Source organism: Bacillus hominis (assembly GCF_018332515.1).
GTDB classification, from domain to species: Bacteria; Bacillota; Bacilli; order Bacillales; family Bacillaceae_G; genus Bacillus_A; species Bacillus_A hominis.
This window is the reverse complement of sequence record NZ_BOQD01000009.1, coordinates 1-12,539: the sequence shown is the minus strand read 5'-3', so window position 1 is coordinate 12,539 and position 12,539 is coordinate 1. Positions and strand designations below refer to the sequence as shown.

The window sequence follows — 12,539 nt, the reverse complement described above, 5'->3', positions numbered from 1 at the left end:
TAGATAAACAACAAAATATAATGGGAGAATTTATTTTAGATGTTATTCCTAATTCATCGATACTGGATGTACTTCAAACCGGAGAAGAACAATTTGATCGCCAATTAAATATAAAGGGGCAGGATGTTATCGCCAATCGTCTACCTATTAAAGTTAATCATAAAGTAACTGGTGTAGTATCCAGCTTACGCCTGAAATCTGAAATGGATCAATTAACAGCAGAATTGTCTCAAACGCGGCAATATACAGAGGCATTGCGGGCACAAACGCATGAATATAATAATTTATTGTATACGCTTTCGGGTCTTATCCAATTAGAGTCGTATGAAGATGCTTTAGAGCTTATTCATAAGGAAACGGCAGTATATCAAGAGTTCGTTCAATTTATTATGAAACGAATTCAAAATCCGTGGTTAGGTGGGATTTTAATTGGATTTTATAATAGGGCGCGAGAGTTGAAGATTGATTTTATGTTAGATCGGGAAAGTAGTTTAGAAAAGTTAAGTCCGCATATTGAGAGTAATTACGTTGTTTCTATTTTAGGGAATTTAATCACGAATGCATTTGAAGCAATTGAAAGAAATCACGAGCATGATAAGAAAGTAAGAATGTTTGTAACAGATATTGGAGAAGAAATATTAATCGAAGTGGAAGATTCAGGACAAGGTGTTCATGATGAAATAATTACAAGCATATTCTATAAAGGTTTTTCGACGAAAGCGGGCGAAAAACGTGGATATGGATTAGCGAAAGTGAAAGAGTTAGTGGAAGATTTAAATGGCAGTATTGCGATTGAAAAAGGGGATTTAGGTGGTGCTTTATTTATCATTGCATTACCTAAAGAGAGAGGCGAATTGTAATGAATGAGGGGATTGAAGTATTGATTGTAGAAGATGATATTCGGATTGCGGAAATTCATCGTCGTTTTACTGAAAAAATTGAGGGGTTTAAAGTAATTGGAACAGCAACGACTGGGGAACAGGCGAAAGAATGGTTAGAATTTGTAAAGCCACAACTCGTTTTATTAGATGTATATTTACCTGACATGCAAGGGACCGAACTCGTCACGTATATTAGGCATAATTTGCATGATACAGATATTATTATGATTACAGCCGCATCAGAGACGGATGTAGTGCGGCATGCTTTACGAGGTGGAGTAACAGATTATATCGTAAAGCCACTTACATTTGATCGGTTTAAAACAAGTTTAGAAAGTTATCAAAAGAAGATTACGAAGTTAAAGAAAAATGCTCAATTATCTTCAGAACAGATTGAACATCTATGGTCCCAAAGAGGGGTGCAGACAAATCAAATAGAATATGCGCCAAAAGGAATCGACCCTTTAACGTTAGCAAAAATAAAAAAGCATATGTTAACTGTTAATGAGGAGGGAATTACTGCAGAGATGCTAAGTTCAATGGTAGGTGTAAGCCGATCAACTGCGAGGCGCTATTTAGAGTATTTGATCTCTGGAAAGAAAGTACATGCGGAGCTTATATATGGAAGTGTGGGGAGACCGGAGAGAAGGTATTTCCGCGTTTCTTCATAGGGGACTTTCACAACAATAAAAACAGTAGAGGATTACATTTCCTCTACTGTTTTTTCTAGTTTCATCTTATATTGGAATAATCCCAATTACAATTCCAGTAATCAGCATCACCATTGTAGTTCCAACCGCCCACAATAAAGTAAAGCGTTGGTGTTCACCAAAATCAACCTTTGCCATTCCGACTAATAAATAAGTGGAAGCAACGAGTGGGCTTAATAAATGAACGGGTTGACCGAGCAAGGAAGCACGTCCCATTTCAGCTGCACTAACTCCGTAAGCCGCAGCTGCTTTTGTTAAAATAGGTAATACCCCGAAGTAAAAAGCATCGTTGGACATGAAAAATGTAAACGGCATACTTAGAAGAGCTGTAATAATTGGAAGCTGGGGTCCAAGTGCATCTGGTATGAGAGTAACTACACTTTGAGCCATTGCATCTACCATTTTTGTTCCAGATAGAATACCTGTGAAAATTCCAGCAGCAAATACGAGAGAAACAACCGCTAATACGTTTCCTGCATGAGAAGCAATACGTTCTTTTTGCTGTTCTAAGTTTGGATAGTTAATCATAACAGCAATAGCAAAAGCAACTGTAAATAAAACAGGTAACGGCATAACTTCTAGTATGAGACAGACGAGCAAGGAAACAGTTAATAAAAAGTTAATCCATAGCAGTTTAGGGCGTTTATGTACTTCAGCTTCGACTGTTGCAGCTTGTTCATCCATTGTTTGCATTTGTTTTAAATACTGTACATCCATAATTCCTAAACGTTTTCTTTCTTTTTTTCCAAGATAGTAGGCAACGAAAACTACCCAAATTGCACCAGCAATCATTCCTGGTATAAGTGGTGTAAAGAGCTCTGATGCATCTAGTCCAAGTGCACTCATAACCCGGGCTGTTGGTCCACCCCAAGGTGTAAGATTTGTCACACCTGCTCCTAACATAACAACTCCCGCTAATATAAGTGGATTCATTCCAAGACGTTTATATAGTGGGTACATTGCGGAAACAGTAATCATATACGTTGTTGTTCCGTCACCATCTAATGAAACGATAATAGTAAGGATAGCTGTACCAACAACAATTTTTAAAGGATCGCCTTTTACAAATTTTAGGATTTTACTAATGACAGGATCGAATAGACCACTATCAATCATAATTCCAAAATATAAAATGGCAAACATAAGCATAATACCAGTAGGTGCTAGTTTTTGAATTCCTTCTAACATCATAGGCCCCATGCCTGCATAAAAGCCGCCAATTAATGCGAAAGTAATTGGAACTAATATTAATGCTACCAGCGCTGACATACGTTTCGTCATAATTAAAAACATAAAGACAAATACCATCGTAAATCCAAGTAGTGCTAACATGTAATCTCCCCCTCAAAAAATGATTGCGCTTTCAAAATAAAATAAAAATTCAGATAAAAGGTTTTTTATTTATAATAGAAGGTTCAATTCGAATGGTAAATAATTTGAAAAATAACATCATTAGAAGCATAATCTTTATTTTGATCATTTTGTTCACGAGGTAATTTTGAATTTTTAAAAAGATAAATGCCTGTATGTAAGGATGGTAGAATAAGGTGAAAAAGAGAAGCGCGTGAAGTAGGGAGTAGATTTTGAATGCAAACAAGAATAGAAGAAATTTATAGTTCATGTACAGGAATAGTAGAAGAGATTTTTATTAATGAATCCTCTTACGTATATGAATGGGAAAAATTAATGATGATCCGAAAAAATGACGGTGAGATTGAAAAAATCGCAGTAGGGATCAGTGGAAATATAAGATTAGTAAATGTAGAAGTTGGACAGAACATTGATGCGGATACATTATTAGTTAAGTTAGAAGATGATTTATTAATTACTGGTTGTGAATGATGAGAGATGTGTAGAAATAACTGCACATCTCTTTTTTATTCCATATATTACAAAAAGAACATTGTTTTTTCACAAATTTCACACAACCTTTTGGTATTCTTTTCGTGGAGTATACGGTTTCTAGGGAGGAATATTGATGAAAGTAAAATATGTCGTACTTGTTATATGTTTATGTTTCATATTTACGATAGTAGGATGTGGGAAAAAAGAACTAACAGCTGTTGCGATTAATGAGAAAAATGATAAGTGTGACATTTGCCAAATTGGGGTAATCGATAATCAATTCGCAACCGAAATTATTTTAGAAAATGGAAAAGCATTAAAGTTTGATGATATTGGTTGCATGTATAAATGGATGGAGATCAATTCAGGTGAAAAGACGAAAGAAAAATTTGTTCGAGATTATGATTCGAAAGATTGGGTTTCGTTAGAAGATGCTACTTATGTATATGATAAAACAATAACGACACCGATGGCTTATAATGTCATTTCATTTAAAAATAAAAAAGATGCAGAGAGTTTTGTATCTAACTATAAGGGGAAAGTTCTTTCGTATAAAGAGCTATCAGAGCATAAATGGGAAATGAATAAAGAGATGATGGGAAAACCGAAAACAGGGAATCACGGTGGGCATCATTAATAATAGAAAAAGACAACTATATAGTTGTCTTTTTCTATTATTACTCAGGTGCAAATATAGAAAAGGTGTAAAAATTTTAGAAGAACGGTTACAATGGAATATAGTAACCTAAAGCAATCATTTATGTACTTTTTAGAAATGTATACAAATGCGGTAAAAACGTGCTAAACTAATTGCTTCATAATGTTAATGATGAGGCCATCAGGCGTATCATTCCAATAGGTTGAGAAACATAGAATAAGCTTAAGATAATCCGATTAAAGAAGGAATATAAAGGGCTTATGGATAAATGTACTCAGGAAGAGTTATTGTATGTGATGGAGGAATGGTTAAGAAAACATTATCTTTCATAGGAGCTGTAGTTGTGAGAAAACAAAAAATTTTATTATGTATGTTATTAGGACTTTTAATGACGGTAGTGGCTTGCGATAAGCAAGAAGAACCAGAATCGAAACCGGTTCATGTGAAAAACGAAAAGAAAAAAGAAAAGCATAAAGAACAAGAAGAAGTTAAAGAAGAAAAAAGTATAAATTTAATGGACAAACAGTTATTACTTTCAGCGACTCTTGGAGACACAGAGACAGCTATGAAGCTGATCCAAGATGGAGCGAATATCAATGTAGAAGGTGACAACGGAGAAACGCCTGTCCTTGCAGCGACGTATCAAAATCATGTAGAGACAGTTAAAGCATTAATTGATGCGGGTGCTGATATTGAAATTCAAGACGAAAAACAAAGCAATCCATTTCTTTATGCAAGTAGAGAAGGATATACGGATATTGTAAAAGTATTAATTAATGCAGGAGTTAATACGAAGGAAACGACTAAGTCAGGTGGAACAGCACTTATTTCTGCATCTGAGCGTGGCCATGTAGAGGTTGTTAAAGAATTATTAGAGCATACAGATATTGATGTGAATTATAAGAATGAACGTGGTGGAACAGCTTTATTAGAAGCAATTGTATTAGGAAATGGTAGTGAAAGTCATAAGAAAGTAATTCAAATGCTTATTGACCACGGGGCAGATGTAAATATGGCCAATAAGGAAAATATTACGCCGCTGCAATATGCTGAAAAAAGAGGCTTTAAAGATATTGCCAATATGTTGAGGGTAGCTGGAGCGAATGAAGTAGTACAGCCGCAACCACAACTGGCGGAATAACAAGCTGAAGAAATAAAAAGCACGAAATAATCCCATTTAGATAGACAGAATGAAGAAGTCATTTTAGTATGATTGATTCAGTAATGTGTATTTAAATGGGATTTTTGTTTTGAAAAAATTATTTAAAAAGAGGAATAGATAAATAGTTCTTATGTACGTATTCTATAAAGCTTTGCTATATGGAATTTATATACATAACTACTAAGGAGGATATAAATGCGATTTTCAGAACTTGAGTTAATAGCAATTCAGGCAGAGGTTTTATTTGTTCATAATCAAGTAGGAAGAATAAAGAGTGTAAATGAACAGGGAAATCCGAAAGCACCACGTTTTTTTCTTAGCAAAACTCGTGAAGGGGATATAACGAGATATCATTGTAATCTGGATGGTGAAATGATAAGTAAGATTGAGAAATTAATTCGAGAACGTTCAAATCACATAGAGATAGCAAAGATCATGGAAGTATTAAATGAGGAGAGAACGGTGGAGAATATTTGGATGGGTCCTGCTTTCATGTTCCCTAATAATTTACATAAGCCAACCAGAATGATACAAATAACAGAGAAGAATAAAGAGCTTTTGCGAGAAAATTTTCCTAATCTAATAGAACAGATGGAATGGAGGCAACCTTATTTTGCAATTGTAAAAAATGAAAAGGTAGTTTCTATATGTTGCAGTGCCAGAAGTACGCCCGTAGCTGCTGAGGCAAGTGTGGAAACTTTAGCGGAGTTTCAAGAGAATGGATATGGTGTTGATGTTGTTACAGCCTGGGCAATATCAATACAAGAGGAAAAGCGCATTCCGCTTTATAGTACTTCTTGGGATAACTTTGCTTCGCAAGCAGTGGCAAGAAAACTAAAACTCATTAATTATGGCATGAATTTACATATGGATTGAATTTCAAACATTGTTGCATTTTGTTAAGGTGTATTCGTATATATAGATTTATTTTAAAAAATGATATGGTGAATATTTACATTTGATTAACACCTAATTAACAATCTATCAAAACTGACTTAATAAATACGTAATATAGTAAAGATAACAAAATAACTAGGGTAGAGAACATTTGAGAACACCCGCTTACATATAACGTGCCGCTTTCTTAGGTGTGCTCTATTCCCTAGAGTTCAAATAAGGAGAAAGGTGTTCTATGTAAGTAGGTGTTTTTAGTTTGGAGAAAAATAGAAAAGCTAGGTGGAATAAATGTTCAAGGGACCTTATATAGCGATGATAAAGGATTGGAAAGGGTATAAGTCATACAAAAAATTACCGAAAACAGTTTTTCTTATGACTGGTTCAATGCTGGAGTTACCAGAGCGCGTATATGAATTACAGAAAAATGGACATGATGTATTTCTTCATTGTGATTTTATACAGGGCTTAAATACGAATACAGAGGAAGCGCTTTTGTATATTCAAGATGTTATTGGCGCACAAGGTATTATTTCGACAAAGGGATCGACAATTCGAAATGCTAATAAAATTGGATTAAAAACAATTCAGCGTATTTTTATTGTTGATACTTTATCTCTTACAAAATCAATTGAAAATTGTAAAACGACTAAACCAAATGCAGTAGAGATTATGCCTGGTATTATGCCTTCTATTATTAAACAGCTAGCAAAGGAAATAGAATTTCCTATTATTGCAGGTGGGCTGATTCAAACACGAGAGGATGCAGAAATCGCAATTCGTGCAGGAGCAAGTGCAATTTCAACAAGTCATTATGAAGTATGGATACAAGAAGAAAAAAGGAGTGCAACCTTGTGATTGAATTGAAAAATGTATTAAAGGTATATAAAGATGCGGAAGAAACAGCAGTTAAAGACGTATCGGTTCACATTAAGAGGGGAGAATTTTTTGTTTTAGTTGGACCTTCGGGATGTGGGAAAAGTACATTATTACGAATGATTGCTGGTTTAGAAGAAATTTCTTCTGGAGATTTAATTATTAATGAACATGTTGCAAATGATTTAGAACCGAAAGATCGTAATCTATCAATGGTATTTCAAAACTATGCGCTGTATCCGCATTTATCTGTAGAAGAAAACATTTTATTTGGATTAAAGGTAAGAAAAGTACAGAAAGAAGAGCGTCAAAAAAGATTAATGGAAGCTGTCGAAATGGTAGGACTGAAAGAGTATGTAAAAATGAAACCAGGTCAATTATCAGGTGGACAAAGACAGCGTGTTGCGCTTGCCAGGGCGATTGTCAGTCAAGCGCCGATTTGTTTAATGGATGAGCCGCTTTCAAATTTAGATGCCAAATTACGTGCGCAAATGAGGATTGAAATTAGAGAAATTCAGCAGCGATTAGGAATCACTATGATTTACGTTACTCACGATCAAATTGAAGCGATGACTATGGGAGATCGCATCATGGTTTTAAATAAAGGCAGTATACAGCAAGTTGGAACACCGCTTGATATATATAACGAACCAGCAAACGAATTTGTTGCAAGTTTTATAGGTTCTCCTTCCATGAATATGAATGATGGTGAATTGGATAAAGAAAAGGGTGTATTACATATAGGACAATTACAAATCCCATTATCTATGGGACAACTGAAACAATTACCAGAAGGGAATATTCGTATAGGTATGCGTCCAGAGCATATTGTATTGTCTGAGGAAGGGCAAGAAGTTACGCTGCAATCTGTAGAAGTGTTAGGGAATGAATCGATATTAAACTTTATGGTAAATGGGACAACTTGGAGTGCAAAAGTTGTTGGACAGTTGCTGTTGAAAAAGGGTGACAAGGTAAAATTATTATTCTCGCCAGAAAAACTATGCTTCTTTCACCATAATACGAATGAACGATTAAAAGTGGTAGCTGAAGAAGAGTTGAAAGTGGTGGCGAAATAATGATTGAAGTAGGCAAGTTACCAGTTCAAACAAAAGTATTAAAAAAGAAGAATTTATGGGGCAGAACAAAAGAGTTAAGAACGGGATTATTATTTCTAGCACCATCCATCTTGCTATTTTCAATTTTTCTGTTCTATCCATTGTTTAGGACGATTTACTATAGTTTTTATTTAACAGATATACACGGGGAAGCAAATCTTTTTGTGGGCCTAGAAAATTATCAATATTTATTTTCTGATCCTGCTTTCTACAAAAGTGTAAAATCAACTTTATTATTTGTTTTATATACAGTGCCTACTAGTATTGTATTTGCTTTATTTCTTGCATTAATTGCAAATGAAAAAGTAAGAGGTATTGGGTTGTTCCGAGTGCTCTTTTCTTCAACGATGGGGATATCAGTAGCTGCTAGTGCAGTAATCTGGCTATTTTTATTCCATCCAAGCGTAGGACTATTTAATAATATATTAGCCTCTATGAGTCTTCCTGCAATTGCATGGTTAACGAGTCCAGATTGGGCATTGTTTTCTGTATCTGTTACAACTGTTTGGGTGAATACAGGATTTGCATTTTTAGTTATATTAGGTGGTTTACAAAATATTGATACGTCTTTATATGAGAGTGCATCTATAGATGGCGCTAGCTATTTATATAAGCTACACCGCGTTACATTACCGATGTTATCACCAACTTTATTCTTTATCGTAACAGTAACTTTAATTAGTGCATTCCAAAGCTTTGGGCAAATTGATATTTTAACACATGGTGGACCGAATGATGCAACGAATTTAATTGTGTACTCGATTTATAAAGAGGCATTTGTGAATCATCAATTTGGGACGGCAAGTGCACAAGCAATGGTATTATTTGTTTTCATTTTCATTGCTACATTACTTCAATTCAAGTTTGCAGAGAGAAAGGTGCATTATAAATGATCGTTAAACAGTGGAAACAAAATTTCCTATTATACATGCTGCTCATTATTAGTGCAGTAATGGTGTTTTTTCCTGTACTCTATGCGTTTTTAATAAGCTTTATGACGCCAGATGATATTCAAATGAGAAGGTTATTTCCGACTCAATTTACTTTCGATAATTTCATTAATATTTTTCAAAAAGTACCGCTTTTTACATACTTATATAACAGTTTAATTGTATCGACAGTTGTAATGATTGGACAACTTATCGTATCAAGCTTAGCAGCTTATGCTTTTGTCTTTCTTCAGTTTAAAGGAAGGAACTTTATTTTCTTCTTGTTTATTTCAACGATGCTCATTCCGTGGGAAGCAACGATGGTACCAAACTTTTTAACGATTCAAAACTTCGGATGGATCAATAGCTTTGCTGGGATGACAGTGCCATTTTTTGCAACAGCTTTCGGTATTTTCTTACTACGTCAGCATTTTATGACACTTCCGAATGAACTGAAAGAAGCTGCTTTTATTGAAGGGATTGGAAATTTAAGGTTTTTATTCAGCGTTGTAATTCCGTATTGTAAAACGAGTTTTATTACGCTTGGGGTATATAGCTTTTTAACAACATGGAATATGTATTTATGGCCACTCTTAGTGACCACTGATGAAAAAGTAAGAACAGTTCAAATTGGTGTGAAGCAGCTCCAGTCTCAAGAAGTTGCAACTGATTGGGGAAGTGTAATGGCTGGCGTCACTGTTATCGTAATTCCAACATTGATTTTATTATTTTTAGGGCAAAGGCAATTGCAACAAGGATTAACAAAAGGTGCAATTAAATAAGCATACATAGGAAAAGGTGGGATTGAGATGAGTTTATTGAAAAAAAGTGCTGCTCTTTTAATGGCAGCCACAATGGCATTAACCGGGGCAGCTTGTTCAAGTAGTAAAACAGAGGGGAAATCTGAAGCACAGGCAAAAGTAGCACCTGTTGAAAAAAATGGTGATAAAACTGTAATTCGCTTTTGGCATGCAATGGGTGGAAAAACACAAGGTGTGCTAGATGAGCTTGTTGCAGACTATAATAAGTCGCAGAATAAATACGAGATAAAGGCAGAGTTCCAAGGGACATACGAAGAGTCTTTAACGAAGTTTAAAACGATGTCTGCAACGAAAGAAGCGCCAGCTCTTGTTCAATCGAGTGAAATTACAACGAAATATATGATTGATAGCAAAAAGATTACGCCTATCGATAGTTGGATTAAAAAAGATAAGTATGATACATCAAAATTAGAAAAAGCAATTACGAATTATTATTCAGTTGATGGAAAAATGTATTCTATGCCATTTAATTCATCTACACCAGTATTAATTTATAATAAGGATGCTTTCGCGAAGGCTGGATTAGATCCAGAGAAAGCTCCACAAACATATGCTGAGTTAAAAGACGCGGCGAAAAAGTTAACGATTAAAGAAGGCGGAAATGTAAAGCAGTATGGATTTTCAATGCTGAATTATGGTTGGTTCTTTGAAGAGTTGTTAGCGACACAAGGTGCTTTATATGTAGATAATGAAAATGGTCGTAAAGATGCTGCACAGAAAGCGGTATTTAACGGAAAAGAAGGTCAAAAAGTATTTGGGATGTTAGATGAATTAAATAAAGCTGGTGCGCTTGGAAAGTATGGAGCAAGTTGGGATGATATTCGTGCCGCGTTTCAGTCTGGACAAGTTGCTATGTATTTAGATTCTTCAGCTGGTGTTCGTGATTTAATTGATGCATCGAAGTTTAATGTAGGCGTTTCGTATATTCCATATCCAGAAGATTCGAAACAAAATGGTGTTGTCATTGGCGGGGCATCATTATGGATGACGAATATGGTTTCAGAAGAAACACAGCAAGGTGCTTGGGACTTTATGAAATATTTAACGAAGCCAGATGTACAAGCAAAATGGCATACTGCAACAGGCTATTTCTCAATTAATCCAGATGCATATAATGAGCCGTTAGTAAAAGAGCAATATGAAAAATATCCACAACTAAAAGTAACGGTAGAACAATTGCAAGCGACGAAGCAATCCCCAGCAACGCAAGGGGCACTAATTAGTGTATTCCCAGAATCACGAGATGCAGTCGTAAAAGCATTAGAAGCAATGTATGACGGAAAGAATAGTAAAGAAGCGTTAGATGAAGCTGCCAAAGCGACAGATAGAGCAATTAGCATTTCAGCTCGTACGAGTCAAAAATAAGAGAAAGCCGTATCCTTAAAAGGGATACGGCTTTCTTTATAGGGAGATAAGGGATCAAAGAAATGATGAAGTCTTATCTCTTTTATATGAGTAAAGGGTCTAGAATGAATGTTGTCTTTTTCATTATTTGTTTAACTCCATTGCAACTTGTTTACCATTTACGAAAACCTCTGCCACCGCTACTACAACTTCCATCACTTTTTTCATATCTCATCTCTCCTTGTTTTTTATTTCATTTCTTACTTTTAGTATAAGGAAATGCAGTAATTGCAACTATCGAATTGGATGACAAGAGACTTACATTGTTGTAAGGATAATAGTTTTAGTTTGTAATAAATGTGATTCAGAAGTTTCTGTCGTTTTGAATTATAATTAGAAAGAGAATGGTTTAGAAAGAAGGGGATAATATGAAAAGAATTCTTGTTATTAGTGATATTCATGGAGAAATAGAAAAGTTCGAACGATTATTGGAAGAAGCTCACTACGATGCAAAACAGGATCAACTAATTTTGTTGGGGGATTATGTAGATCGTGGCCCGAATGCAAGTGCTGTCATTGAAAAGGTGAAAGGGTTAAAAGAAGAGGGAGCTTTCGTTTTAAAGGGAAATCATGAAGATATGATGATTAAGGCGTTAACGACAGATGAGGAACGTTCATGGAATCATTGGGTAAAAAGAAATGGTGGCGATAAAACGTTATATAGCTATGGATTTGTAGAAGAAGAGATTGCGGTTAATGAGGAGGACTTCCAAAAGCCGATTTTACAATCTCATGTATTAGAAGAACATGTAAAGTTCATTCAAGAATTAGATCATTACATTGAAACAGAAGAGTATATATTTGTACATGCTGGTGTTGAGCCGATGAAACGAGTTTCTGAATCTGAACCATATACGTTAATGTGGATCCGTAATGAGTTTCATAGTGGATATAGTGGCAAAAAGTTTGTTGTATTTGGTCATACGGAAACAAAAACGCTCCATGGAAATGATAATTGTAATGTGTATTTTGGGGATAACCGTATTATAGGGATTGATGGCGGTGCTGTGTATGGTGGCCAGTTAAATTGTTTGGAGTTGCCGAGTAAAAAGGTGTATGTAGTAAAAAATTGAAAGGGATAAGGGAAATCTTATTTCTTTCAATTTTTTATTAAGAAAAATTTAAGGAAGAGATTTTATAATAAATCTTCCAAATTCTATATCAAGAAAAACGATAGAAGGAAATAGTTAAAAATGAAATTACATATTATAATTACATTCTTTCGTTATGAAGAGAAGAAATAT

At 34.9% G+C, this 12,539-nt stretch carries 13 protein-coding genes; 12 read left to right on the top strand and 1 reads right to left on the bottom strand.

Annotated elements, in window-relative coordinates:
- Together KI356_RS01850 and KI356_RS01845 are read left to right on the top strand one after the other, a co-directional pair.
- Positions 1-860: sensor histidine kinase (locus KI356_RS01850; protein WP_212934653.1), on the top strand; the 860-nt coding region annotated here is incomplete at its 5' end.
- Complete coding sequence (locus KI356_RS01845) at positions 860-1,552, top strand: response regulator (RefSeq protein WP_128282750.1); 693 nt, start codon at positions 860-862, stop codon at positions 1,550-1,552. The genes KI356_RS01850 and KI356_RS01845, both read left to right, overlap by 1 nt.
- 66 nt (positions 1,553-1,618) lie before the next feature.
- On the opposite strand, the gene KI356_RS01840 is transcribed toward KI356_RS01845, so the two are convergent.
- Positions 1,619-2,923, bottom strand: coding sequence for a CitMHS family transporter (locus KI356_RS01840; protein WP_212934652.1), 1,305 nt, complete (start codon positions 2,921-2,923; stop codon positions 1,619-1,621).
- Positions 2,924-3,178: 255 nt separating this feature from the next.
- Between KI356_RS01840 and KI356_RS01835 the strand changes: the two genes are divergently transcribed.
- From KI356_RS01835 to KI356_RS01790, 10 genes are all read left to right on the top strand, one after another.
- The gene (locus KI356_RS01835) at positions 3,179-3,433 is read left to right on the top strand and encodes a hypothetical protein (protein ID WP_128282751.1); all 255 of its coding nucleotides are present in this window, start codon (positions 3,179-3,181) and stop codon (positions 3,431-3,433) included.
- Between the two features lie 136 nt (positions 3,434-3,569).
- On the top strand, positions 3,570-4,073 hold the full coding sequence (locus tag KI356_RS01830) for a nitrous oxide reductase accessory protein NosL (RefSeq protein WP_016093379.1): 504 nt from the start codon (positions 3,570-3,572) through the stop codon (positions 4,071-4,073).
- Positions 4,074-4,362: 289 nt separating this feature from the next.
- Positions 4,363-5,235, top strand: a complete 873-nt coding sequence (locus tag KI356_RS01825) for an ankyrin repeat domain-containing protein (RefSeq protein ID WP_212934651.1) — start codon at positions 4,363-4,365, stop codon at positions 5,233-5,235.
- Positions 5,236-5,451: 216 nt separating this feature from the next.
- Positions 5,452-6,132: a GNAT family protein gene (locus tag KI356_RS01820; protein WP_212934650.1), complete on the top strand. Its 681-nt coding sequence runs from the start codon at positions 5,452-5,454 to the stop codon at positions 6,130-6,132.
- A gap of 309 nt (positions 6,133-6,441) precedes the next feature.
- Positions 6,442-7,008, top strand: a complete 567-nt coding sequence (locus tag KI356_RS01815; RefSeq protein WP_128282753.1) for a glycerol-3-phosphate responsive antiterminator — start codon at positions 6,442-6,444, stop codon at positions 7,006-7,008.
- Positions 7,005-8,102: an ABC transporter ATP-binding protein gene (locus KI356_RS01810; RefSeq protein WP_212934649.1), complete on the top strand. Its 1,098-nt coding sequence runs from the start codon at positions 7,005-7,007 to the stop codon at positions 8,100-8,102. The genes KI356_RS01815 and KI356_RS01810 overlap by 4 nt, the downstream gene beginning before the upstream one ends.
- Positions 8,102-9,034, top strand: coding sequence for a carbohydrate ABC transporter permease (locus KI356_RS01805; RefSeq protein WP_212934648.1), 933 nt, complete (start codon positions 8,102-8,104; stop codon positions 9,032-9,034). Before KI356_RS01810 ends, KI356_RS01805 begins: the two co-directional genes overlap by 1 nt.
- Positions 9,031-9,852 carry a carbohydrate ABC transporter permease gene (locus tag KI356_RS01800; protein WP_212934647.1) on the top strand — a complete coding sequence of 274 codons (822 nt, stop codon included), beginning with the start codon at positions 9,031-9,033 and terminating at the stop codon, positions 9,850-9,852. The genes KI356_RS01805 and KI356_RS01800 overlap by 4 nt, the downstream gene beginning before the upstream one ends.
- Before the next feature lie 27 nt (positions 9,853-9,879).
- A complete protein-coding gene (locus KI356_RS01795) occupies positions 9,880-11,256 on the top strand; it encodes an ABC transporter substrate-binding protein (RefSeq protein WP_212934646.1) in 1,377 nt (458 codons plus the stop codon).
- Positions 11,257-11,663: 407 nt separating this feature from the next.
- Positions 11,664-12,368, top strand: a complete 705-nt coding sequence (locus tag KI356_RS01790) for a metallophosphoesterase family protein (protein WP_212934645.1) — start codon at positions 11,664-11,666, stop codon at positions 12,366-12,368.
- Positions 12,369-12,539 lie beyond the last annotated feature (171 nt).